Below are 22,927 nucleotides of genomic sequence, written 5' to 3' on the forward strand. Positions count from 1 at the left end.
AGTCAAAAATACCGAGGGCGCTCTTGCGCTAGGGTGTGCCCATCACTCGCCCAGGAGCGCACCATGTACGGCTTCATCCTTCACGCCCATACCCAACCCGAGCAGGCCGAAGCCTTCGAGCGGCTGTTCCGCGCCTATGTCGAGCCCAGCCGCGCCGAGGCCGGCTGCGTGCAGTACCACATGCTACGCGATGCGGCCGATCCAACGCTGTTCATCTTCTTCGAGGTGTGGGCATCGCGAGAGGCCTTCGCCGAGCACACGGCCCTGCCGCATATGCGCGAGTTCAGCGAGCGGCGCATGGACTACCTGCGCCGCGACTTCGAGATCCGCGAGATCGAGATGCTCAGCGCCTAACTTTTCTCCGGCGGCGTGGGCGCGTGCTTGCTCTTCGCCGCCTGCTTGGCAGCGATGCCCATCAGGCGCTGGAACTTGGGGCAGGCCAGGTGATTCTCGGCCGGGCAGACTGCGGCGTGACGCAGGCCATCGCGAATGGCGGACAGCCGCCTGATCGTCAGGTCCAGCTGATCGGCCTTGTCTTCCAGTAACTGCCGGTCGATGGCCGGGCCGTTCTCGGCCGCCAGCATCTCGGCGATATCGTCCAGCGAGAACCCGGCCGTGCGGCCCAGGGCGATCAGCAACAGACGCTGCAGCACCGACTCGCCGAACACCCGCTTCAAGCCATTGCGGCCGATGGAGCGGATCAGTCCCTTTTCCTCGTAGTAGCGCAGGGTCGAGGCCGGCAAGCCGGACCAGCGTGCGACCTTGCCGATATCCATCTCTTTCATCGCTTGACCTCAAGTCGACTTCAACTGGCAGCCTTGCTTTGCAGGCTTTCAGACAGGGTAGATGGAGGTGGGTATGGCAGTCGAGATGATCGTGCAGGCAATCGTTCTGGGTATTGGCGCGACGCTGGTGATGGACCTGTGGGCGCTGGCGCGCAAACGCTTCTTCGGCGTGCCCGCGCTGGACTATGGGCTGGTCGGGCGTTGGCTGGGGCATATGCGTCACGGCCAGTTTCACCATGCGGCCATCGGCAAGGCGCCGTCGGTACGCGGCGAGCGGGCGATGGGCTGGGCCTTTCACTATGTGACCGGGCTGGCCTTCGCCGGGGCGTTCCTGGCAGTTGTGGGCGGCGAATGGCTGCGGCGGCCGACGCTATGGCCGGCGCTGGCGTTCGGTGCGCTTACCGTGGCGGCGCCGCTGCTGCTGATGCAGCCGGCGTTCGGCATGGGCATCGCCGCGGTGCGCACGGCGAACCCTTGGCAGGTTCGCTTGAGGGCGCTGCTCACCCACCTGGTATTCGGCTTGGGCCTGTACCTGACGGGCTGGGTGCTGGTGCTGTTCTAGCGCAGGTGTTGTGCCTGGTGGGTCGATGAAGCGTGACCCTCCCTACGCCAGATGCCGCGCGGCGCGGGAGCTGGCTGTCGTAGCCCGGATGCAATCCGGGGCAGAGCATTTCCCGGATTGCATCCGGGCTACCGCTGATGGGCGGGCTAATGGCTCAGTTGTAGCCCCGATTGCATCCGGGCTGCCGCGGTCTAGTGGCTGTAGCCGGTCGGCTTGTTGCGGATGGTCTTCAGCAGGTCTTCCGGGCTGATGCTGGCGACCAGCTTGCTGTGGGCCGCGCTGCCCGGTTGCGGCTGATTGAGGATATGGCCCTTCATCTTGCCGATGATGTGCATCTCGCACGGCTTGCAGTCGAACTTCAGGGTCAGCACCTCGTCGCCCTGGATCAGCTGCATCGGCGCGACTTTGGTGCGCACGCCGGTGACGCCCTTGGCCTGCTTGGGGCAGAGGTTGAAGGAGAAGCGCAGGCAGTGCTTGGTGATCATCACCGGCACTTCGCCTTCTTCCTCGTGGGCCTCGTAGGCTGCGTCGATCAGCTGCACACCGTGGCGGTGGTAGAAGTCGCGGGCCTTCTGGTTGTAGACGTTGGCCAGGAAACTCAGGTGTGATTCCGGGTACACCGGCGGCGGGCTGGTCTCGGCCTTGCGGCTGCCGCGCGGGTGGGCGGCGACGCGCGCCTCGGTGAGCTTCTCGATGGCCTCGCGACGCAGCGCCTTGAGCTGCGAGTTGGGCACGAAGAATGCCTGCGGGGCATCCAGCGCCACGTCCAGCGCGTGGTATTCGGTGGTGCCGAGCTGGGTCAGCAGGTCGCGCAGGCCGTCGAGCGCCTGCGCAGGCTTTTGCGCCACGCCGAACGGGCCGGGCAGCTCCGCCTGGGCGCTGATACCTTCCTCGCTGGTGGCGGTCAGCTTGAGATTTTCCTCGCGCAGCTCGGCCTTCCAGCTCACGCCGATGCGGCGCTCGGCGGAGGTTTTGAGCAGCGCCTGCTGCCAGTTGTGGTCGAGGTTGCGCGAGAGCGGATGGTTGGGGCGCAGGCGGAACAGGCCCTCGGGCATCTCGTTGGGCTCGACGCGGTAGCGGTAGCGCTTCTCGCCGTCTTCCTCGAATTCATTCTTCAGCTCGGCGATGTTGGCGCGGAAGCCCACCACCTCGCGCTTGACCAGCACGTTGAGGCCGTCGCCGTTGGACAGTGGCTCGTGGGTGACGGCGATCAGGTCGCGCTTGTTGACCTTTTCCACATTGCCGACAGCCAGACCGGTGAAGGTCGGCGAGTCGAAGGCGCCGATGTCGACCTTGCGGTCGGTGACGAAGTAGTCGGTGCTGCCGCGGTGGAAAGTCTTGTCCGGATCGGGCAGGAAGAAGTGCGCGGTGCGGCCGCTGGAGGCGCGGGCCAGGTCTGGGCGGTCTTCGAGGATGGCGTCGAGTTCCTTGCGGTAGTGGGCGGTGATGTTCTTCACGTAGCCCATGTCCTTGTAGCGCCCCTCGATCTTGAACGAGCGCACGCCGGCCTCGACCAGGGCACGCAGGTTGGCGCTCTGGTTGTTGTCCTTCATCGACAGCAGGTGCTTCTCGAAGGCCACCACGCGGCCCTGGTCGTCCTTCAGGGTGTACGGCAGGCGGCAGGCCTGTGAGCAGTCGCCACGGTTGGCGCTGCGCCCGGTCTGCGCGTGGGAGATGTTGCACTGGCCGGAGAAAGCTACGCACAGCGCGCCGTGGATGAAGAACTCGATGGAGGCGTCGGTGGCATCGGCGATGGCGCGGATTTCCTGCAGGTTCAGCTCGCGCGCCAGCACCAGCTGGGAGAAACCGGCCTGGTCGAGGAACTTGGCCCGGTCCAGGGTGCGGATATCGGTCTGGGTGCTGGCATGCAGCTCGATCGGCGGAATATCCAGCTCCATCACACCCATGTCCTGCACGATCAGCGCATCGACGCCGGCGTCGTAGAGCTGGTGGATCAGCGTGCGCACCTGCTCCAGCTCGTCGTCGTGGAAGATGGTGTTGAGGGTGGTGAACACCCGCGCGTGATAGCGGCGGGCGAACTTCACCAGCTCGGCAATATCGCTGACCTCGTTGCAGGCATTGTGCCGCGCGCCGAAGCTCGGCCCGCCGATATAGATGGCATCGGCTCCATGCAGGATGGCCTCCCGGGCGATGGTCACATCGCGGGCAGGGCTGAGCAGTTCCAGATGGTTCTTGGGCAGGGACATGGTGTTTCTTCTTTAGGCGTGGCACGGCAAGGCGCGCATTGTAGCGGGGTGAGGGGAGGGTGGCACCCCGAGGTGCCTAGCGGTCCGCGCCCGGTCGATTGTGCCTACGTCGGGCGGCGTGGCCACAGCATCCGTAGCCGATCCATCCAGGGCGCGTAGCCGTGCTTGCCGAGCCAATAGAGCAGGGCGGTGGGCGCCACGACGAGCAGGCTGCCCAGGCTCTCGAGGGTGGTCACGACATCCTTCAGGCCCAGCGGATAGTCGGCGGCGAAGTGGGCCCATAACAGCAGCGCGGCGGGGAAGAAAATATCGGTCAGGATGGCGCTCAGGACGATCAGCGCCGGGAACACCAGCATCGGCTCCGTGAACCGGTTGCGGTAGACGAAGCTGATCGCCGCCGGCACCGCGAAGGCGGCGAGTACCCATTGGGCGCCGTTGCCCAGTGTTGCCGGGCCATGCAGATAGATGACGCCGGCGGTGGCGATGGTCGCGAGGCTCATGGCGACGGGGCCCCAGTCGCGCCGACGATAGGCGATCAGGGCACTGCAGGCGATCCACGCCGCGCTCGCCATGAGGAACGGCGGCCAGCTGAATCCCAGCTTGAGAAAGGGGGAAACGAATACGAAGCTCGACAGCACGATGAAGGGCGCAATGAGCGCTAGTAGCAGGAGCTTGAACAGCAGGACCAGGGCGATCCTCATGAGCTGACGGGGCGGGGGCATCGGGCATCCTTGTCGATGGGCCTGGAGTTCGGACGGCCGAAGCTCCAGGCCATGGCGAAGCGCGAAAGTCGCTTGTGCGCTTACTGCGCCAGCTCGGTTTCCGACACGCCCTTGCGGCCTTCGGCTTCGGAGACCTGCTCCAGGTTGGCGCCACCGACGAACACGCCGAACTTGATGTACTGGCGCACGAAGTGGTTCTTGCCGGCTTCGGCATTCAGGGTGAGGGTGTTGTCGCCGAATTCGGACTCGGTCGCCAGCACGTGCTCGCCCGGGGTGACGGTGCGGTAGAAGTAGGTGTTGATCGCCGTTTCGCCGATCACTTCGCCGTCGACCTTGACCGTCTTCTTCAGCACCGGGCCGAGCGACGAGTCGCGGAAGATGTAGAGGCCGGCCTGGTCCTGGGGCGGTGTGGGGAAGGCCTTGAGCGCTTGATCCTTCTCGGAGGATTCCATCGGTACGGATGCACAGCCCGACAGCAGCGCCACGCCGAGCGCCGCTGCACACATCATTTTCTTGGACATGGATTTACTCGTTCCTGAGTGTTGGTAATGACCGGCACGCTATCAATGTGCCAGCAGGCGCTACCTTAACGGCGCACACTCGCAATGCAAGCGCAAAGGCTGACCGCAGGGTCGGCAGACCGGCCGCTCAGTGCAGGCGCGCGCTGCGACGTTCCTCGACCACCGCCTCGGCCTGGCGGGCCAGCTGGTCGAGCAGGCGGTCGCGCTGTTTCTCGGCGTCGCGCAGGGCCTTCTCGCCGTGTTTCTTGACCAGATAGCTGTGGATCTGCCGGACTTCCTTGGACTGGAAGATCGGCGCCAGGTCCTGCACCGCGACCAGGCCGTCCGAGGCGTGGTCGCGGGTGTTCATCAGCACCTGCGGGCCACGCGCGCCCAGCACCCGGAAGCCCAGGGTCTCGAAGGTCGGCACCCGGCTCGCTACGCAGGCCAGCGCGGCGTGCGGGTGGAGCGTCAGCATCTGCTGCAGCATGGCGCGGGCGATGCCATGGCGACGACGGTCGGCCTGTACCGCCAGATAGACCAGGGTGCAGGCCTCGGCATCGTCCGGGCTCGGCAGGTACAGGGCGAAACCCAGCACGCGGGACGGGTCCTGGTCATCGAGGGCGAGGATCAACCGCGCACCGCCGCCTTCCTCGCCGCCCATGGCCTGCAGATACAGGTGCACCTCGAAGCCGATGACGTACTGGTACAGCTGGTACAGCGGGTTGCTGGGCGTCAGCGGGGCGGGGCTGATGTCGCTGAAATGGTCGACCACCATCTGCAGCACCTGGCTCTTCAGCGACTCGGGTGGCGGGGTGGTGAGGTGGGTGAGGGTGAACATCGGAAGAGGGCTCCGGGGCATGCCGCTGGGGAATCGATAGGACGGCATTGTACCGCCGCCTCATCAATCAGCCGCAGGCGCTGCCTGGAAATGCCGGCACGGCAGGGTGCGCGGTGGTTTCCGCACGATCTGCTATTCCTGTTGCGCCGGGCCAGCCGTCCACTCGTCATAGAAGGCCGGTAGGCGGGAGGCCTTGCCGCTGAACTGCGCGGGGCGTTTCTCGCGAAAGGCGGCCACGCCTTCCTTGCCGTCGCCGATGCTGGTGTAGAACATCGCCAGCGATTCGATACGGTGCGCCTCCAGTGGGTGCGCCTGCGCGCTGTTGCGATAGAGCATCTGGCGGCTGAGGGCGATGGCGGCTGGCGAGCGATCCTGTACCAGGCGGCGGGCGAAGGCTTCTGCTTCTTCCAGCAGGCTTTCCGGCGAGTGAACCGAGCGCACCAGGCGGCCGCGCAGGGCTTCCTGGGCATCGAAGATGTCGGCGGTATAGACCCATTCCAGCGCCTGCTGCAGGCCGACGATGCGCGGCAGGAACCAGCTCGAACAGGCCTCGGGAACGATGCCCAGGCGGCCGAACACGAAGCCGAAGCGGGCCTTTTCCGAGGCCAGGCGAAAGTCCATGGCTAGGGTCATGGTCGCGCCGATGCCGACCGCGGCGCCGTTGATGGCTGCCACCATCGGTTTGCGGCAGGCCTGGATGGCGAGGGTCACCCGGCCTCCTGTGTCGCGCACGCCGTCATGGATTTCCGGGGCAGCGAAGCGCTCGTGTAGGTCGGCGAGGCTGGGGGAGAGAGATTCATCCAGGCCGAAGACGTTGCCTTCCTTCGACAGATCCATGCCCGCGCAGAACGCGCGGCCCGCGCCCGTCACCAGGATGACGCGCACCTCGTCATCCAGACTGGCACGGTTGAAGGCGTGCTCCAGCTCGTTAGCCATTTCGACGGTGAAGGCGTTCATCTGCTCGGGGCGGTTGAGGGTCAGCTTCAGCAGGCCGTTGTCGACCTGCCAATCCAGCGTGGAGTAGTTCATCTGCTAGGTCCTTGTCGTTCGGCTCGCGGGCGGGCGCGACTGCGTTGCGTGAGGGATGACAGGCGCTCTCGGCTGGCAGCGCGCGATGGCCGATCTGATATAGCACGTGGGGCAGCGTCGAGGTACCGCCCGTTCCGACGCTTCGTGTGGTGAATCGGCGAGTATTTCCAGGGGTGGCGAGCGGGTATCTCGCTCGGTAGTAACCCACCTTTCGCAGCATGCTGGGCTCCCGCGTGAAGAGTGACGCCTCCAGCATTTCCCGGTGCGCCTGGCCTGTGGCGTAGCTCACTGCGGGCAGCGCAACGCCGGCGAATAAGATCGCTGGTGATCCGCTAGTAGCGGTGGCCCAGGACGAATGGCGGCGGCAGTCAGGTAGCGCGGGCGCGAATCAAGAAGCCGCAGTCGCTCATCATGGGGGCTGTTTCGTAGAAGGCTGGGTGGAGGATGGCATTCGCTTGCCAGGTGCTGGAGTCTGGCGCGCAAGAGTGCTGGTGCATTCCATCGAGTAGCCGGCTCCGGCGACTTGTGGGAGGATCAAAAATGCTCGCTGCTCGCACCAGCGGGGGCAGGTTGTTGAAGTACCTGTTCGATACTCCCCTGAAAACAAGACCTACAACAAAGCGCGGGACGTATGTTGATACTCAGATGTTCAGTGCTGCTGCTTGCTTTGCTCAGCGGCTTTTGTCGTGCCGATCTGCCCTTGGTGACCGTGGGTTACTACGATTTCCCGCCGTCCATCTACACCACCCCTGACGGTCGCACGGAGGGCCCGCTGCGCGATCTGCTGACGCGCATGCTGCAGCGCGGTGGCTATACGGCAGAGTTCCGCAGCATGCCTATCGCGCGGCTATACAACGAGCTGCGTGAGGGGCGTGTCGACCTGTGGGCCGGAGCACCCAACAAGCAGGAGCTCAGGGGCCACGTCCTGGAGTCGGACCGGCCGCTGGCCGAAGTCAGGCTCAACCTGTATCACCGCCCCGACACCCCCGCGCCCAGAGTGCCGGAAGACCTGGCCGGCAAGGTCATGATCATGCTCAGCGGCTACAGCTACTGGCCGCATACACGTGAGCTGCTGCTCGATCCGGATCGCGAGATCATTCAGCTGCGTACCCATCATCGCGCGTCGGCGCTGGAGCTGCTTCGCCGCCAGCGCGGCGACTATCTGCTGGACTACCAACTGCCGATCGAACAACTGCTCGAGGAGGCAGGGCGGCCCCCGTTGCCGTATGTCACCGTCGAGAGTCTGCCCATTCGCCTGATCGTTTCCCGCAAAAGCGCCAACGCGCCGCTGCTGTTGCAGCGGCTGGATGAGGTGTTTGATCGGATGCAGGCCGATGGCGAGGATATGCAGCTGCCATAGCCGCGTCGGGTTTCACGGACCGGCGCGCTTTGCAAACGGTCTTTCCTGCTCGCAGCGTGGGAGCGATCGATTCCGCTCACCCTCCTGAAGGGGCGTTTGGCGTTGCCTGAAAGTTCGAGTCCGCTTTCACAAGAATCCAGAGTTGCCTCCCCAGTTGATCGTTCCCACGCTCCGCGTGGGAATGCCGCCCTCGACGCTCCGCGTCCACTCACATCCAGCGGTCTACTTCGATCAGCCCCGGCTGCCCCAGATAGTTGCGGGCACTGGAGTAGCGCCAGTGCTCAGGCAAATCCACATAGCCGCGCCATACCGGATTCATGTGGATGTAATCGAGCTTCTGCCTCATGACCTCAGCGCTGCAGACCAGCTCGGCATGGCTGCCTTCCTGCCAGAGTTGATGCTCCCGATCCTGCTTGTGCGCGCGTTTGGCAAAGCTCAGACGCTGCAGTGTGGAGTCCGCGCCGCGTTGTTCCAGATGATCGAGCATCTGGCGGGCGGTGTAGGACTTGAAGCTGCTGACGCATCTGGCCAGGTCGGGAGCTTGGGCGAGGTAGTGCAGATGGTTTTCCAGTACCACATAGCCGTACAGCTTTAGCCCTTGGTTAGCCTGCTGGTAGCGCCAGCAGTCGAACAGAATGTCGACCAGGGCAGGGCGGGTGAACAGCGGCAGCCACTCTATGACCGTACAGGTGAGGAAGTGCGGCTGTGCGGGATCAATAATGACGTAGCGGCTGCGGCCCATGGGATTCGTCCGTGAATCGGTTGGCTGATATGCGTGCCAGCCTCTCTCCTTCCCGGACTGATGGCTCCCACGCTCCGCGTGGGAGCCTAGCCCGTGACGCTCCGCGTCGCTACGAGGTTGAGTGTGCGAAGTAGCTCAGGTGGACGCAGAGCGTCGAGGGCTGCATTCCCACGCGGAGCGTGGGAACGATCAAATCTTCGCTGCTGGAGCTTTTCGTGCCGCTGCTTGTTTTCGTGTTGGCTGCGGCATCAGTTCCGCCCTGCTGGGCGGGTCACTTTTTCCAGTCGCGGAAAAAGTAACCAAAAACGCTTGCCCCGCCATCCGGCCCTGCGCTTCGCTCCGGGTTCGTTCGCTACATCGTCGCTCCGAGGGTCGGCTTACAAGAGCCATCCATGGCCCTTTAAGCCTTTCGCCGCATCCATGCGGCTCATCCCTCTACACAACGATTCCGCTCACCCTCCTGAAGGGGCGTTTGGCGTTGCCTGACGGCTTGGTGGAGGCGGGTAGGGTGTACTCGCCCGAAGGGCATTACACCGTTCCGGTGTGGTGGGCTGCCTGCGGCGAGACCACCCTACGAAAGCAATTCCTGCGAACTCATTAGGGCGCGCAGCGCTCAGAGAAACCATCAGGCAACTCGGAGCGCGAGGCCCCGTCAGAAGGCCGAGTGGAGGTGTTGCGCAGGGGGACGAGCCGCATGGATGCGGCGAGAGGCTTAAAGGGCCAGGGACGGCCCTTGTAAGCCGGCCCCCGGAGCGGCACCGGAGGGAGGGAAGTTTCGCGCAGCGAAACCCGGATGCCGGGGTGCCCTTCTCTTTGGTTACTTTCTCTTGGGCACGCAAGAGAAAGTAACTCGCCGTAAGGGCGAAATCAAAAGTTATGGTCGCAGATATGGTGAAGGTGCCCCTTAGCTTTAGTGTTATCCAAACGCTTTGCTTTTGCCGTATATGGAACTCATGGGGGTGATTCGGTCTGCGTTGTATTTTGCTTTAATCTCGGCTTCGAAGGTTTCTAGGAGATGTTTCGCCTGGTTCTTTCCTGAAAGCTTCCCCTCTTGTTTCAAGTGATATTGCGCAGAGTTTATTTTCTCTGACTTGCTTTCGGTTAGATAACTCAGTAGTAGATGATTGTTGCTCTCGAATGCCTGTAGTTCTTCCGAGAGCTTATGATTTAGTTGCTCTAGATTTGCTTTTTCGTTTAGTTTTAAAGATATGGAGGAGATTTTGGCGTTAGAAAAGGACTCTGGGTTTTCTACAATAGCCTTTGCTGCGATGAGTGATTCTTGCAGCTTTTTCATGCTTGTCTGTAATGTGCTCCAGTATGATGGGTTGAAAATTTGATAGCCTGAAATGTGGCCAATTGTTGCGTTGAATTTTGTTGTTTCTTTCTCTTCTTTCTTGGTCTCTTTGTTAAGTGATATTTTGGTTTTTGATAGAGATATTTGTACTGCGTTATTTTGGGTCGACGCCATTTCACGGAGCTTGCGAGCAGTTTCGCTTCCGATATCTCTTGAGATGGTTGAAACGGTAATCTGGATTTTTCTGAGTGCTAGATCTGCAGTTTCTAGAATTTTGTAAAACTCACCCTCTGCTAGGGTTGAGCTTCTAATTAGTTCAAGTTTTTGCTTTCTAATTTTTGCGGCATTAAAGGTGCGCATGTCTTTTTGAAGCGTTGTGGCTGCATCAAAGTTTGCGTTTGCGCAGGAGTTTCCAATTATGGTGGCTCGGCCATTTTTTAAGCGAATGACAAAACCGTAGTTGTGCTCTTTTGCGCAGGCGGAATTCACCTTTAGTAGACAGCACTTCACTGTATGAGTGAGGTGATAGTCGCCGATGATGCTTTCGTATTCGGATTTCTCAAATGGCTCGTTTGGAATGAAACCATCTATTGATTCGATCTCAGTAATGGATTTGTATTCACGAATATCTGTCTGAAAGTTGGTCATGCACTACTCCGATAATCGGTTCAGGAGATGTATGAGGTCAACTGGAACAAAAAAGCCCCGAGATACGGGGCTTTTTGTTATTCATGCATTGTTGCTTAGAGAAACTAAGGTAATTGTTGCTTAATCCCAGCTCAACGCACCACCCGTCTGGTACTCGATCACACGAGTCTCGAAGAAGTTCTTCTCCTTCTTCAGGTCCATGATCTCGCTCATCCACGGGAAGGGGTTGCTGGTGCCCGGGTATTCCTCTTTCAGGCCGATCTGGGTCAGGCGGCGGTTGGCGATGAACTTGAGGTAGTCCTCCATCATGGCCGCGTTCATGCCCAGTACGCCGCGCGGCATGGTGTCACGCGCGTATTCGATCTCCAGCTGGGTGCCCTGCAGGATCATCTGGGTCGCTTCGTCCTTCATCTGGGCGTCCCACAGATGCGGGTTCTCGATCTTGATCTGGTTGATCACGTCGATACCGAAGTTCAGGTGCATGGACTCGTCGCGCAGGATGTACTGGAACTGCTCGGCGGTGCCGGTCATCTTGTTGCGGCGGCCCATGGAGAGGATCTGGGTGAAGCCGCAGTAGAAGAAGATGCCTTCCAGCACGCAGTAGTAGGCAATCAGGTTGCGCAGGAACTGGCGGTCCGTCTCCGGGGTGCCGGTCTGGAACTGCGGGTCGGAGATCGAGCGGGTGTACTTGAGGCCCCAGGAGGCCTTCTTCGCGACGCTCGGGATCTCGTGGTACATGTTGAAGATCTCGCCTTCATCCATGCCCAGCGACTCGATGCAGTACTGGTAGGCGTGGGTGTGGATCGCTTCCTCGAAGGCCTGGCGCAGGATGTACTGGCGGCACTCGGGGTTGGTGATCAGGCGGTACACGGCCAGCACCAGGTTGTTGGCAACCAGGCTGTCGGCGGTGGAGAAGAAGCCGAGGTTGCGCATGACGATGCGGCGCTCGTCGTCGCTGAGGCCGTCCTTGCTCTTCCACAGAGCGATGTCGGCGTTCATGTTCACTTCCTGCGGCATCCAGTGGTTGGCGCAACCATCCAGATACTTCTGCCAGGCCCAGTCGTACTTGAAGGGTACGAGCTGGTTGAGATCGGCGCGGGCGTTGATCATCTGCTTGTCGCCGACGTGTACGCGGGCGCTGGCGCCTTCCAGATCGTCCAGGCCTTCCTGGATGTCCAGGTCGTTCAGGGCCTTTTTGGCGCGGGCGACGGCGTCGGAGTCGTCGGCCGATACGGCGCGGGCGTCTTCCACGGAGCCGGCGGCTTCGTCGTCCAGTTTGTCGATGGTGGTGCCGACTACGGGAGCGGCGGGCTTGGCGGCCGCTTCGGCGGCGTCTTCCTTATCGAATTCGTCCCAGCTGAGCATGGTGGTCTCCTGCTTGGTTCTCATGACCGCGGCGTGGCGGCCAGTATGAATGTTCAGTCGTTCTGATTATGTCCGTTGCGATCTGCACGCAAGGGTTGATCGTGTCACCGAGGTGACGCCCAGGCCCGCGTGGCGGGCGAGGGGAGAGGGAAACAGCCGTCTGAGTGGCTTGTGGCTTTACCAGGCCACTCGATGCGAGCGCGAAGCTGAGCGAGTGAGCGCTAGGCGCCTGGCAGGTTCGAGCCCCTGAGCGTGCTGGTGCACGTGATGGGGGCGGACCTGCCGGGCAACAACGCGGGCGCCGCTCAGATTCGCGCGCCTTCCCTTATTGGCAAGCTTCGCAGTCGGGGTTGTCGATGGAGCACGCCTTCGGCACTGGCGCCGGACCGGCCGGTGCGGCGAAGTTGCCCTCGTCGATCGCACCGCTGGACACGGCGTTGAGCTTGCCGGTGTTGATGGTGGACTTCTCGGTGCTGGTGGCGGCCAGGGCACGGAGGTAGTAGGTGGTTTTCAGGCCACGGAACCAGGCCATGCGGTAGGTCACGTCCAGCTTCTTGCCCGAGGCGCCGGCGATGTACAGGTTCAGCGACTGGGCCTGGTCGATCCACTTCTGGCGGCGGCTGGCCGCGTCGACGATCCACTTGGTTTCCACTTCGAACGCGGTGGCGTACAGGTCCTTGAGGTCCTGCGGGATGCGCTCGATCTGCTGTACGGAGCCGTCGTAGTACTTCAGGTCGTTGACCATGACGCTGTCCCACAGGCCGCGGTTCTTCAGGTCGCGAACCAGGTAGGGGTTGATCACGGTGAACTCGCCGGAGAGGTTCGATTTCACGTACAGGTTCTGGTAGGTCGGTTCGATCGACTGCGACACGCCAATGATGTTGGAGATGGTCGCGGTCGGCGCGATGGCCATGATGTTGGAGTTACGGATGCCTTTCTTCACGCGCTCGCGGATCGGGGCCCAGTCCAGCGACTCGGACAGGTCGACGTCGATGTACTTCTGGCCACGGGCCTCGATGAGGATCTGCTGGGAATCCAGCGGCAGGATGCCCTTGGACCACAGCGAGCCGTCGAAGGTGGAGTAGCTGCCGCGCTCGTCGGCCAGGTCACAGGAAGCCTGGATCGCGTAGTAGCTGATCGCTTCCATGGACTTGTCGGCGAACTCGATGGCCGCGTCCGAGCCGTAGGCGATGTGCTGCAGGTACAGGGCGTCCTGGAAGCCCATCAGGCCGAGGCCGACCGGACGGTGCTTGAGGTTGGAGTTGCGCGCCTGCGGTACCGAGTAGTAGTTGATGTCGATGACGTTATCGAGCATGCGCACGGCGGTCTTCACGGTGCGGCCGAGCTTCTCGACGTCCAGCTTGCCGTCGACGATGTGGTTGACTAGGTTGATCGAGCCCAGGTTGCAGACCGCGATCTCGTCCTTGTTGGTGTTCAGGGTGATCTCGGTGCACAGGTTGGAGCTATGGACCACGCCCACGTGCTGCTGCGGGCTGCGCAGGTTGCACGGGTCCTTGAAGGTCAGCCACGGGTGGCCGGTTTCGAACAGCATGGACAGCATCTTGCGCCACAGGTCCTTGGCGGCGATGGTCTTGAAGACCTTGATCTTGCCGTACTGGGTCAGGGCTTCGTAGTACTCGTAGCGCTCTTCGAAGGCCTTGCCGGTCAGGTCGTGCAGGTCCGGTACTTCGGACGGGGAGAACAGGGTCCACTGGCCGTCGTCGAACACGCGCTTCATGAACAGGTCCGGAATCCAGTTCGCGGTGTTCATGTCGTGGGTGCGGCGGCGGTCGTCACCGGTGTTCTTGCGCAGCTCGAGGAATTCCTCGATGTCCAGGTGCCAGGTTTCCAGGTAGGCGCAGACGGCGCCCTTGCGCTTGCCACCCTGGTTCACGGCCACGGCGGTGTCGTTGACCACTTTCAGGAAGGGCACGACGCCCTGGGATTTGCCGTTGGTGCCCTTGATGTAGGAGCCCAGCGCGCGCACCGGGGTCCAGTCGTTGCCCAGGCCGCCGGCGAATTTGGACAGCATGGCGTTGTCGTGGATGGCCTGGTAGATGCCCGACAGGTCGTCCGGCACGGTGGTCAGGTAGCACGAGGACAGCTGCGGACGCAGGGTGCCGGCGTTGAACAGGGTCGGGGTCGACGCCATGTAGTCGAACGAGGACAGCAGGTTGTAGAACTCGATGGCGCGCTCTTCCTTCTGCGGCTCTTCGATGGCCAGGCCCATGGCCACGCGCATGAAGAATACCTGCGGCAGTTCGAAGCGGATGCCGTCCTTGTGAATGAAGTAGCGGTCGTACAGGGTCTGCAGGCCCAGGTAGGTGAACTGCTGGTCGCGCTCGTGGTTGATGGCGCGGCCCAGTTTCTCCAGGTCGTACTGCTTGAGCTTGGAGTCGATCAGCTCGAACTCGCTGCCTTTTTCCACGTACGCCGGCAGGGCCTTGGCGTAGAGGTCGGCCATCTCGTGGTGAGTGGCGCTGCTGGCGATATCGAGGAAGCTCAGGGCCTCGGCGCGGATGTTGTCCATCAGCAGGCGGGCGGTGACGTAGGAGTAGTTCGGCTCGCGCTCGACCAGGGTACGGGCGGTCATCACCAGGGCGGTGTTGACGTCCTTCTCGGCCACGCCGTCGTACAGGTTCTTCAGGGTCTCGGCTTCGATCAGCGAGCCGTCGACTTCGGCCAGGCCTTCGCAGGCCTCGCGGATGATGGTCTGCAGGCGGCCCATGTCCAGCGGCTGCACACTGCCGTCGGCCTTGGTGACGCGGATGCTCGGGTGCGGCTGGGCGACATCAGCGCTGCTGCTCTTGCGCTCGTTGGCGCGGGCTTCGCGGTAGATCACGTAGTCGCGGGCGACCTTCTGCTCGCCGGCGCGCATCAGCGACAGTTCGACCTGGTCCTGGATCTCTTCGATGTGGATGGTGCCGCCGGACGGCATGCGGCGCTTGAAGGTGGCGGTGACCTGCTCGGTCAGGCGCGCGACGGTTTCATGGATACGCGACGAGGCGGCGGCATTGCCGCCTTCCACTGCGAGGAACGCCTTGGTGATGGCGACGGTGATCTTGTCGTCGGTGTAGGGGACGACGGTACCGTTGCGCTTGATCACACGCAGCTGGCCCGGGGCGGTGGCGGCCAGATCCTGACTGGATTCGGCTGCCTGCGGCGCCACGGCCTGCGGGTTCTCGCGAGTGGTATCGGTATGCATGAGTTTCTCCACTTGTAATTGGTTTGGACACCGGGGGTGCCTTGTGTTCATTCCATTGCAAAACGTCGCGATATCCGGCGGTCCGGCCAGACATCGGGAAACGGCAGTACAGGGCAGGCTGGGGCCGTCCTGGCTGCGGAAGACGCTTGACACGACCACAACCTGTAGTGGTCGAGATCCGCGACTTCGCGGTCGATCTGTGAATGCAGGGGAAGGGTGTCGCGCGGTCCGTGCTGTCTTCAGTCGCGGCGGTGGCGGCTGAGCTGAAATGCTAACGGTAGCGCGTGGATCGGGCCCCTCTGCATTCTTTCTTTTTAGTGTCCCTGGCCTCGAATGACCCACTACATGTTGGGGTGAGGCGCGATGGGGGTACAAGATAATGCGCTATCCGGGCCTTTGCAAGGGACGCGACGAGGCTGTTTCTGTGGATAACTTGTGGGTGAATTGTGGGTCTTTTCACCGCAACGCGGCGCAGCCCGCGAACCGCCTGGCTCCTACCGTTCGTCGACCCTGGCGAGGGCTTTCGAGCGCGCGTGACGCCGCGACGCTAACACAATATGTAGTGTTTCTGGCATGCGCTGTGCTAACCGGTTTCGGTTGTTACAATGCCGCCACCTATGGCGCTTCCGCTGGAGAGAAGTCGTGGAACAAGAGGCCTGGCAGATCCTGATCGTCGAGGACGATCAGCGGTTGGCGGAGCTGACCCAGGAATACCTGCAGAGCAATGGCCTGCAGGTGGCAATCGAATCGGATGGTGCCCTCGCCGCGGCGCGTATTCTCAAGGAGCAGCCGGACCTGGTGGTGCTGGATCTGATGCTGCCGGGCGAGGACGGTCTCTCCATCTGCCGCAAGGTGCGTGGCCAGTACCCGGGCCCGATCCTGATGCTCACCGCGCGCACCGACGACATGGACGAGGTGCTGGGCCTGGAGATGGGCGCCGACGACTACGTGTGCAAACCGGTGCGCCCGCGCGTGCTGCTGGCGCGCATTCGTGCCCTGTTGCGGCGCAGCGAGGGCGGCGAGGTGCCGAACGAGAGCCAGCGCCGCCTGGAATTCGGCCCTCTGGTGATCGACAGCGCCCTGCGCGAGGCCTGGCTGCGCGATGCGAGCATCGAGCTGACCAGCGCCGAGTTCGACCTGCTCTGGCTGCTGGCGGCCAACGCCGGGCGTATCCTGTCCCGCGAGGAGATCTTCACCGCCCTGCGCGGCATCGAGTACGACGGCCAGGACCGTTCCATCGACGTGCGCATCTCGCGCATCCGCCCGAAGATCGGCGACGACCCGATGCACCCGCGCCTGATCAAGACGGTGCGCAGCAAGGGCTACCTGTTCGTCGCCGAGGCCGCCAGCGCCCTGCAATGAACAGCATCTTCCTGCGCATCTACGGCGGCATCATCGCCGCCCTGGTGTTGGTTGCACTGCTCGGCGTCGGCGCCCTGCAGCTGACCAACGAGGTGCGCAGCGACCAGTACCGCGAGCAACTGGCGCGCGGCACCTTCCGCCTGATGGCGGACAACCTGCAACCGATGGAAGAGGTGGACCGGCGCCGCGCCCTGGCCACCTGGAGCCGCCTGCTCGGGGTGTCGCTGGAGCTGCAGGACCTGGCCGCCGGCAGGCTGGACGGCCGCACCCAGGGCCGCCTGCTGCGCGGCCAGGTGCTGGTCGAGCAGACCGGCCCGCATGCGGCGCAGGTCTACGCGCTGGTCAGCGCCGAGGAGCGGCTGGTGCTGACCACAGGAGTGGAGCAGATCAGCGAGCAGCTGGCGCGCGCCACCGTGTTCCTGCTGATGGACGAGCTGGTGCGCTACCCCATCGTCGAGCAGCCCAAGCGGCTGGCAGCGCTCAAGGAGGAGAAGCGGTTCGGCTTCGACCTGCGCCTGGTCACATTGGAGAAGGTCGACCTGGACGAGGACCAGCAGCGCCGGGTGGACGAGGGCGACACCGTGCTGGCCCTGGGCAAGGGCGGCGACTCGATCCGGGTGATCGCCGGCATGGTCGGCACGCCCTGGGTGCTGGAGGTCGGCCCGATCTACCAGATGAACCCCTATCCCACCGAGTTGCTCGTGCTGATCGGCGTGCTCGGCCTGACGCTCACCGGGCTCATCCTTTATCTGCTGGTGCGCCGCCTGGAGCGTCGCCTGCAGGCGCTGGAGAACGTCGCCGTCAAACTGGCCAGCGGCCGCCTGGATGCCCGCGCGCCCACCCAGAGCGCCGACTCGGTGGGGCGCCTGGCCGCCACCTTCAATGCCATGGCCGAGCAACTGCAGCGCCTGCTCAACGTGCAGCGCGAGATGGTCCGCGCCGTGTCCCACGAGCTGCGCACGCCGGTGGCGCGTCTGCGCTTCGGCCTGGAGATGATCGGCGATGCCGGCAGCGACGAGGCGCGGCACAAGTACATGGAAGGCATGGACGGCGACATCCAGGAACTCGACAAGCTGGTCGACGAGATGCTGGTCTACGCCCGCCTGGAGCAGGGCTCGCCGGAGCTGATCTACCAGCGGGTGGACCTGCGCGCGCTGCTCGATCAGGTGATCGGCGAGCTGGCGCCGCTGCGCGCGGCCATCCGCGTCGAGCGCGGCCAGTGCCGCGACGCACCGGATGGCGGCGTGCTGGTCGAGGCCGAGCCGCGCTATCTGCACCGGGCCCTGCAGAACCTGGTGAGCAACGCCATGCGCCACGCCGAGTCGCGGGTGCGTCTGACCTACAGCATTGGCCCGGAGCGCTGCCGGGTGGACGTGGAGGACGACGGCCCCGGCGTGCCCGAAGAAGCCTGGGAGCGCATCTTCACGCCCTTCCTGCGCCTGGACGACAGCCGCACCCGCGCCTCGGGCGGCCACGGCCTGGGCCTGTCCATCGTGCGTCGCATCATCTACTGGCACGCCGGCCGGGCGCACATCGGCCGCAGCGAGCAGCTGGGCGGGGCGCGCTTCAGCCTGGTCTGGCCGCGGCGACAAGAGTCGAACGTCGGCTGAGGTTCGCCGGTCGAAACCTGGCGAGTCGGCACAGGCGAAGCGGCAACGAGCCGACGGGTCACAACCGTTCGGCGCCCTTCATCAAATTGTCATCGAGTTGTGGCAGCGCCCGCGAACGAATGTCCGCAGACTCGCGTACCACTGGGGTTTTGCGTTTTTCGGATATTGCGATGCGAGTTTTTCTCTTCCTCGCCGCGCTCGTGTGCGGCATGCCGTCTATGGCGGCGAATCGATGCGACGTTCAGGTGCCGACCGCCACGGCGGATCTGGGCGAGGTGCGCCTGGCCTACCAGAGCATCGGTCGCACCGACGACCCGGCCCTGCTGCTGGTGATGGGCCTCGGTGGCCAACTGATCCACTGGCCGGACGAGGTGGTCGCCAGCCTGTGCGAGCAGGGCTTTCGGGTGATCCGCTTCGACAATCGCGACGTCGGTCTCTCCGCCTGGAGCGGCGAGGCGCCGTCGGTGAACATGAGCTACGAACTGCTCAGCTACCAGCTCGGCCTGGGCGCCAGCGCTCCTTATACGTTGCGTGACATGGCCGGCGACGCGCTGGGCCTGATGGATACGCTCGGCATCCGCCAGTTCCACGTGCTCGGCGCCAGCATGGGCGGGATGATCGCCCAGCACATGGCGGACCTGGCGCCGCGGCGGGTGGAGAGCCTGACACTGGTGATGACCAGCTCCAGCGCGCCGGGCCTGCCGGCGCCGGACCCGCGTCTGCTGCACCAGCTGGCGCGGCGCGAGGCACCGGACCGTGCCGGTGCCATCGAGCAGCAGGCCGATCTGCTGGCCGCCCTCGGCAACCCCAGCCTGGCCGTGGACCGCGCGCAGCTGCTGGCCGAGGCGGAGCTCAGCTACGACCGCGCGTTCAATCCCCTGGGTGTGCAGCGGCAGATCCTGGCGATACTGGCCGAGCCGAGCCGGGTGGAGCTGCTCAACCGCCTGAAGGTGCCGACCCTGGTGGTACACGGCACCGCCGATCCTCTGCTGCCGGTGATGCATGGCGTGCACGTGGCCGCCCATATAAAGGGTAGCGAGCTGCGGCTGATCCCGGGCCTGGCCCATCGCTTCCAGTCGGCCTACAAGGAACCGCTGCTGGCCGCCGTGCTGCCGCACCTGCGCGCCCATCGTCTGGAGGGCGAGCAGCAGCTGGCGCAGCAGATGGAGGGAGCAGGGGAGCAGCCGCTCTAGTCGGCGCGAAGGGTGTGGGCTGGAGCAGGTTTGCTGAGTTAGGTGTGCTGAGCTAGGTGCGCGCGGCGCACCCTACTGGATCATGCATGTAGGGTGCGCCATGCGCACCATGCCGCCCCACATGTCCGTACTTTCCCGCCCATCGGGCGCAGGTCTTTCCACCGCACCATCGATACCCGCGAACCCAGTAGGGTGCGCCGCGCGCACCGTGGCACTCCGCATGTCGCCCGCCAACCAAGCGGCACAGTGGCACTCCATGGATGTCGCACGCCCACCCGCACGGCTGGGCGTCAGGCGCTGGCCGGCAACGCCTGCGGGTGATCGCTCAGGTAGTCGCGCAGGCGCGCCTGCTGGCCCGGCGTCATAAACAGGCCGAGCTTGGTGCGGCGCCAGAGGATGTCGTCCGCCTCCATTGCCCATTCCTCGCGGCGCAGGTAATCCACCTCGCGGGTGTAGAGGCCGGCGCCCAGGTGGTCGCCCAGTTGGCTCTGTCGCTGCACGCCGTCCAGCAGCTGCCAGGTGCGGCTGCCGTAGGTGCTGGCCCAGCGCCGGGCCAGCTCGCGGTCGAGCCAGCCGAAGCGGGCGATCAGCTTGTCCACCAGCGCATCGCGGCTGTCCATGTTCTCGCCGCCGGGCAGCGGCGCCTTGGCGGTCCACGCCGGGCACAGGTGGGGGAAGCTCGGCGCCAGCAACTCCATGGCCGACTCGGCCAGCTTGCGGTAGGTGGTCAGCTTGCCGCCGAACACCGACAGCAGCGGAGCCTCGCCCGGCGTGCCGGACAGCGACAGGGTGTAGTCGCGGGTGATCGCCGAGGGCTGGTCGGACTCGTCGTCGCACAGCGGACGCACGCCGGAATAGGTGTGCAGGATGTCGTCGCGCGACAGCTGCTGCTTGAAGTGGGCGTTGACCACCTGCAGCACGTAGTCGGTCTCTTCCTCGCTGATGCGCACCTGGGCCGGGTCGCCCTGGTACTCGCGGTCGGTGGTGCCGATCAGGCTGAAGCGGTCCAGCCAGGGGATGACGAAGACGATGCGCTGGTCTTCGTTCTGCAGGATGTAGGCGTGGTCGGCGTCGTGCAGGCGCGGCACGACGATGTGGCTGCCCTGGATCAGGCGGATGCCGTAGGGCGTCTTCTGCTTCAGATCGTCCTGGAGGAAGCGCGCCACCCAGGGGCCGGCGGCGTTGACCAGCGCGCGGGCGCGGATCGAGAACAGGCTGCCGTCGGCGCGCTCCAGGTGCAGGTGCCACAGGCCCTTGCTGCGCCGCGCGCTGACGCAGCGGGTGCGGGTGTGGATATGCGCGTGGCGCTCGCGGGCGGCCATGGCGTTGAGCACCACCAGGCGCGCATCGTCCACCCAGCAGTCGGAGTATTCGAAGCCGCGTGTCATCTCGGGCTTGAGCGGACTGCCGATGCCGAAGCGCACGCCGTGCGAGCCCGGCAGCTTCTCGCGCTTGCCCAGATGGTCGTAGAGGAACAGGCCGGCGCGGATCATCCAGGCCGGACGCAGGTGCGGGCGGTGCGGCAGGACGAAACGCATCGGCTTGACGATGTGCGGTGCCTTGGCCAGCAGCACCTCGCGCTCGGCGAGTGCCTCGCGCACCAGGCGGAACTCGTAGTGTTCGAGATAGCGCAGGCCGCCATGAATCAGTTTGCTGCTGGCCGACGAGGTGTGCTGGGCCAGGTCGTCGCGTTCGCAAAGGAACACCGAGAGCCCGCGGCCGGCGGCGTCGGCGGCGATGCCGACACCGTTGATGCCGCCGCCGACCACGGCCAGGTCATAGATTTCGGCGAGGGGAGGCGTCTGGGTGAGCGGCATGGCAAGGCACCGTTTCGTTGTAATGTGAACGTTATGATGTTCGAATTCGAAAATATGCTAGCCGAGCGTGATCGCTTCCGCCACCCCATGGGCGGTCCGGTCATCAGAAAGGGGAAAGGGCCGCACGCAGTCCGGGGCGCGATCCAGCGGGGCGCGGCGCGGCGCGGCGCTCAGGCGTAGCCCGGATGCAATCCGGGAAGCAGGCGAATCAGGACCCGGATTGCATCCGGGCTACCAGCGCCAAGACGCGCGTTGCGGAATCAGACGACGTGCAGCTGGATCTTCTGCTCGGCCAGCAGACGGGCCAGGCCGGGGGCGGGTGGGGCGTCGGTGTAGATGTGGTCGACCAGGGCGATGGAGCCCAGGCGCACCACTGCATTGCGGCCGAACTTGCTGGAGTCGGCGGCCAGCAGCACCTGGCGGGCGTTGTCGATGATGGCCTGGGAAACCCGCACTTCCTGGTAGTCGAAATCGAGCAGGCTGCCGTCCTCGTCGATGCCGCTGATGCCCATCACGGCGAAGTCGACCTTGAACTGCTGGATGAAGTCGGCTGCTGCCTGGCCGACCACGCCGCCGTCGCTGCGCACGCTGCCGCCGGCCACCAGCACCTCGAAGTCGGCCTTGTCCGCCAGGGTGGCGGCCACGTGCAGGTTGTTGGTGATCACCTTGAGATGCTTGTGGCCGAGCAGGGCGCGGGCGATGGCTTCGGTGGTGGTGCCGATGCTGATGAACAGCGAGGCGTAGTCGGGAATGCTGGCGGCGATAGTCTCGGCAATGCGCTGTTTCTCGTCGCGCATCTGCCCGGCGCGCATGGCATAGGCGGTGTTCTGGATGCTCGAAGCCTCGCTGGCCGCGCCGCCGTGGGTGCGCCGCAGCAGGCCCTGCTCGGCCAGCTGGTTGATGTCGCGGCGGATGGTCTGCGGGGTGACGGCGAAGGCCTGGGCCAGCTCGTCGATGCTGACGTAGCCGCGCTCGCGGGCGCGTTCGAGGATGCTCTGCTGGCGGGGCGGGAGGCTCATGGGCTTTCCTTTTTATGGGCCGGCGGATTATAGCGGGGCGTTGCCGACTGGCGACTGTCGTGGCGCCGATCCGGCCGGGCCGCTTGCCGGCCGCCGCGGCGTGACGTTAAAAACTGCTCGCGGCGATTTTTTCCGCTAAGGTACGCGCTTCCGTCAGGGATTTTCACATTCGAACATGACTCCTGCCATCGATCTGTTGAAGAAGGCCAAGGCCGAACACAAGGTGCTCAGCTACCAGCACGACCCCAAGGCGCCGTCCTACGGTCTGGAGGCTGCGGATAAGCTCAATCTGGACCCGGCCCGGGTGTTCAAGACGCTGCTCGCCACCACCGAGAAGGGCGAGCTGCTGGTGGCCGTGGTGCCGGTGGTCGGCACGCTCGACCTCAAGGCCCTGGCCCACGCTGCCGGGGCGAAGAAGGCCGACATGGCCGACCCGCAGCAGGCCCAGCGCAGCACCGGCTACCTGGTCGGCGGTATCAGCCCCCTGGGGCAGAAGAAGCGCCTGCGCACCTTCATCGACGAATCCGCACGCCAGCACCCGACCATCCATGTCAGCGCCGGCCGCCGCGGCCTGGAAGTGGAGCTGGCGGCCGAGGTCCTGGCCCAGCACACCCAGGGCAGCTTCGCCGCCATAGGGCGCACCGCCATCGGCAGGGAATGACCCCG

The 22,927-nt window shown here is 64.2% G+C and carries 19 protein-coding genes; 7 read left to right on the forward strand and 12 right to left on the reverse strand.

Annotated features, from left to right (window positions below; all coding sequences use genetic code 11):
* The first annotated feature begins 63 nt into the window (after nt 1-63).
* Entirely contained in the window at nt 64-354 is a 291-nt protein-coding gene (locus tag NF616_RS01545; RefSeq protein WP_252271264.1) for a putative quinol monooxygenase, read from the forward strand.
* Here NF616_RS01545 and NF616_RS01550 read toward each other — a convergent pair.
* Nucleotides 351-785 carry a helix-turn-helix domain-containing protein gene (locus NF616_RS01550; RefSeq protein ID WP_252271265.1) on the reverse strand — a complete coding sequence of 145 codons (435 nt, stop codon included), beginning with the start codon at nt 783-785 and terminating at the stop codon, nt 351-353. The two genes, NF616_RS01545 and NF616_RS01550, sit on opposite strands and share 4 nt — an antisense overlap.
* 73 nt (nt 786-858) lie before the next feature.
* Between NF616_RS01550 and NF616_RS01555 the strand changes: the two genes are divergently transcribed.
* Entirely contained in the window at nt 859-1,347 is a 489-nt protein-coding gene (locus tag NF616_RS01555) for a DUF2938 domain-containing protein (protein ID WP_252271266.1), read from the forward strand.
* 191 nt (nt 1,348-1,538) lie between these two features.
* Here the strand turns inward: NF616_RS01555 and NF616_RS01560 are convergent, their stop codons facing one another.
* The 5 genes from NF616_RS01560 to NF616_RS01580 all read right to left on the reverse strand — a co-directional run bounded on the left by NF616_RS01560 (nt 1,539) and on the right by NF616_RS01580 (nt 6,646).
* Nucleotides 1,539-3,554 carry a peptidase U32 family protein gene (locus NF616_RS01560; protein ID WP_252271267.1) on the reverse strand — a complete coding sequence of 672 codons (2,016 nt, stop codon included), beginning with the start codon at nt 3,552-3,554 and terminating at the stop codon, nt 1,539-1,541.
* Nucleotides 3,555-3,658: 104 nt separating this feature from the next.
* On the reverse strand, nt 3,659-4,276 hold the full coding sequence (locus tag NF616_RS01565; protein ID WP_252271268.1) for a hypothetical protein: 618 nt from the start codon (nt 4,274-4,276) through the stop codon (nt 3,659-3,661).
* A gap of 80 nt (nt 4,277-4,356) precedes the next feature.
* Entirely contained in the window at nt 4,357-4,797 is a 441-nt protein-coding gene (locus NF616_RS01570; protein ID WP_252271269.1) for a DUF2846 domain-containing protein, read from the reverse strand.
* Nucleotides 4,798-4,924: 127 nt separating this feature from the next.
* A complete protein-coding gene (locus tag NF616_RS01575) occupies nt 4,925-5,617 on the reverse strand; it encodes a GNAT family N-acetyltransferase (protein ID WP_252271270.1) in 693 nt (230 codons plus the stop codon).
* A 132-nt stretch (nt 5,618-5,749) separates the two neighbouring features.
* Nucleotides 5,750-6,646, reverse strand: a complete 897-nt coding sequence (locus NF616_RS01580) for a crotonase/enoyl-CoA hydratase family protein (protein ID WP_252271271.1) — start codon at nt 6,644-6,646, stop codon at nt 5,750-5,752.
* Nucleotides 6,647-7,277: 631 nt separating this feature from the next.
* Here NF616_RS01580 and NF616_RS01585 point away from each other — a divergent pair.
* Complete coding sequence (locus NF616_RS01585) at nt 7,278-8,006, forward strand: substrate-binding periplasmic protein (protein ID WP_252271272.1); 729 nt, start codon at nt 7,278-7,280, stop codon at nt 8,004-8,006.
* Between the two features lie 208 nt (nt 8,007-8,214).
* Here the strand turns inward: NF616_RS01585 and NF616_RS01590 are convergent, their stop codons facing one another.
* The 4 genes from NF616_RS01590 to NF616_RS01605 all read right to left on the reverse strand — a co-directional run bounded on the left by NF616_RS01590 (nt 8,215) and on the right by NF616_RS01605 (nt 15,260).
* Nucleotides 8,215-8,748 carry an REP-associated tyrosine transposase gene (locus NF616_RS01590; protein ID WP_252271273.1) on the reverse strand — a complete coding sequence of 178 codons (534 nt, stop codon included), beginning with the start codon at nt 8,746-8,748 and terminating at the stop codon, nt 8,215-8,217.
* A gap of 916 nt (nt 8,749-9,664) precedes the next feature.
* On the reverse strand, nt 9,665-10,690 hold the full coding sequence (locus NF616_RS01595; protein ID WP_252271274.1) for a hypothetical protein: 1,026 nt from the start codon (nt 10,688-10,690) through the stop codon (nt 9,665-9,667).
* 120 nt (nt 10,691-10,810) lie between these two features.
* The gene (locus NF616_RS01600) at nt 10,811-12,055 is read right to left on the reverse strand and encodes a ribonucleotide-diphosphate reductase subunit beta (protein WP_252271275.1); all 1,245 of its coding nucleotides are present in this window, start codon (nt 12,053-12,055) and stop codon (nt 10,811-10,813) included.
* A gap of 325 nt (nt 12,056-12,380) precedes the next feature.
* Nucleotides 12,381-15,260, reverse strand: a complete 2,880-nt coding sequence (locus tag NF616_RS01605; protein WP_252271276.1) for a ribonucleoside-diphosphate reductase subunit alpha — start codon at nt 15,258-15,260, stop codon at nt 12,381-12,383.
* 642 nt (nt 15,261-15,902) lie between these two features.
* Here NF616_RS01605 and NF616_RS01610 point away from each other — a divergent pair.
* The 3 genes from NF616_RS01610 (at nt 15,903) to NF616_RS01620 (ending at nt 19,425) form a co-directional block, all read left to right on the forward strand.
* Nucleotides 15,903-16,622: a response regulator gene (locus NF616_RS01610; protein ID WP_252271281.1), complete on the forward strand. Its 720-nt coding sequence runs from the start codon at nt 15,903-15,905 to the stop codon at nt 16,620-16,622.
* Nucleotides 16,619-18,232, forward strand: a complete 1,614-nt coding sequence (locus tag NF616_RS01615; RefSeq protein ID WP_252271284.1) for an ATP-binding protein — start codon at nt 16,619-16,621, stop codon at nt 18,230-18,232. Before NF616_RS01610 ends, NF616_RS01615 begins: the two co-directional genes overlap by 4 nt.
* Nucleotides 18,233-18,402: 170 nt before the next feature.
* Nucleotides 18,403-19,425 carry an alpha/beta fold hydrolase gene (locus tag NF616_RS01620; protein WP_252271285.1) on the forward strand — a complete coding sequence of 341 codons (1,023 nt, stop codon included), beginning with the start codon at nt 18,403-18,405 and terminating at the stop codon, nt 19,423-19,425.
* A 290-nt stretch (nt 19,426-19,715) separates the two neighbouring features.
* On the opposite strand, the gene glpD is transcribed toward NF616_RS01620, so the two are convergent.
* Both glpD and NF616_RS01630 read right to left on the reverse strand, forming a co-directional pair.
* Nucleotides 19,716-21,242: a glycerol-3-phosphate dehydrogenase gene (gene glpD / locus NF616_RS01625; RefSeq protein ID WP_252271286.1), complete on the reverse strand. Its 1,527-nt coding sequence runs from the start codon at nt 21,240-21,242 to the stop codon at nt 19,716-19,718.
* Between the two features lie 260 nt (nt 21,243-21,502).
* A complete protein-coding gene (locus NF616_RS01630) occupies nt 21,503-22,261 on the reverse strand; it encodes a DeoR/GlpR family DNA-binding transcription regulator (RefSeq protein WP_252271288.1) in 759 nt (252 codons plus the stop codon).
* Between the two features lie 175 nt (nt 22,262-22,436).
* Between NF616_RS01630 and ybaK the strand changes: the two genes are divergently transcribed.
* On the forward strand, nt 22,437-22,922 hold the full coding sequence (gene ybaK / locus NF616_RS01635; protein WP_252271291.1) for a Cys-tRNA(Pro) deacylase: 486 nt from the start codon (nt 22,437-22,439) through the stop codon (nt 22,920-22,922).
* Nucleotides 22,923-22,927 lie beyond the last annotated feature (5 nt).

Source organism: Pseudomonas subflava, from assembly GCF_023823685.1.
In the GTDB taxonomy this organism is placed as follows: Bacteria; Pseudomonadota; Gammaproteobacteria; order Pseudomonadales; family Pseudomonadaceae; genus Aquipseudomonas; species Aquipseudomonas subflava.

What these genes read in the sequence shown, in the direction of transcription:
- NF616_RS01545 (WP_252271264.1), top strand. Translation starts at nt 64, where the DNA reads ATGTACGGCTTCATCCTTCACGCCCATACCCAACCCGAGCAGGCCGAA.
- NF616_RS01550 (WP_252271265.1), bottom strand. Translation starts at nt 785, where the DNA reads ATGAAAGAGATGGATATCGGCAAGGTCGCACGCTGGTCCGGCTTGCCG.
- NF616_RS01555 (WP_252271266.1), top strand. Translation starts at nt 859, where the DNA reads ATGGCAGTCGAGATGATCGTGCAGGCAATCGTTCTGGGTATTGGCGCG.
- NF616_RS01560 (WP_252271267.1), bottom strand. Translation starts at nt 3,554, where the DNA reads ATGTCCCTGCCCAAGAACCATCTGGAACTGCTCAGCCCTGCCCGCGAT.
- NF616_RS01565 (WP_252271268.1), bottom strand. Translation starts at nt 4,276, where the DNA reads ATGCCCCCGCCCCGTCAGCTCATGAGGATCGCCCTGGTCCTGCTGTTC.
- NF616_RS01570 (WP_252271269.1), bottom strand. Translation starts at nt 4,797, where the DNA reads ATGTCCAAGAAAATGATGTGTGCAGCGGCGCTCGGCGTGGCGCTGCTG.
- NF616_RS01575 (WP_252271270.1), bottom strand. Translation starts at nt 5,617, where the DNA reads ATGTTCACCCTCACCCACCTCACCACCCCGCCACCCGAGTCGCTGAAG.
- NF616_RS01580 (WP_252271271.1), bottom strand. Translation starts at nt 6,646, where the DNA reads ATGAACTACTCCACGCTGGATTGGCAGGTCGACAACGGCCTGCTGAAG.
- NF616_RS01585 (WP_252271272.1), top strand. Translation starts at nt 7,278, where the DNA reads ATGTTGATACTCAGATGTTCAGTGCTGCTGCTTGCTTTGCTCAGCGGC.
- NF616_RS01590 (WP_252271273.1), bottom strand. Translation starts at nt 8,748, where the DNA reads ATGGGCCGCAGCCGCTACGTCATTATTGATCCCGCACAGCCGCACTTC.
- NF616_RS01595 (WP_252271274.1), bottom strand. Translation starts at nt 10,690, where the DNA reads ATGACCAACTTTCAGACAGATATTCGTGAATACAAATCCATTACTGAG.
- NF616_RS01600 (WP_252271275.1), bottom strand. Translation starts at nt 12,055, where the DNA reads ATGCTCAGCTGGGACGAATTCGATAAGGAAGACGCCGCCGAAGCGGCC.
- NF616_RS01605 (WP_252271276.1), bottom strand. Translation starts at nt 15,260, where the DNA reads ATGCATACCGATACCACTCGCGAGAACCCGCAGGCCGTGGCGCCGCAG.
- NF616_RS01615 (WP_252271284.1), top strand. Translation starts at nt 16,619, where the DNA reads ATGAACAGCATCTTCCTGCGCATCTACGGCGGCATCATCGCCGCCCTG.
- NF616_RS01620 (WP_252271285.1), top strand. Translation starts at nt 18,403, where the DNA reads ATGCGAGTTTTTCTCTTCCTCGCCGCGCTCGTGTGCGGCATGCCGTCT.
- glpD (WP_252271286.1), bottom strand. Translation starts at nt 21,242, where the DNA reads ATGCCGCTCACCCAGACGCCTCCCCTCGCCGAAATCTATGACCTGGCC.
- NF616_RS01630 (WP_252271288.1), bottom strand. Translation starts at nt 22,261, where the DNA reads ATGAGCCTCCCGCCCCGCCAGCAGAGCATCCTCGAACGCGCCCGCGAG.
- ybaK (WP_252271291.1), top strand. Translation starts at nt 22,437, where the DNA reads ATGACTCCTGCCATCGATCTGTTGAAGAAGGCCAAGGCCGAACACAAG.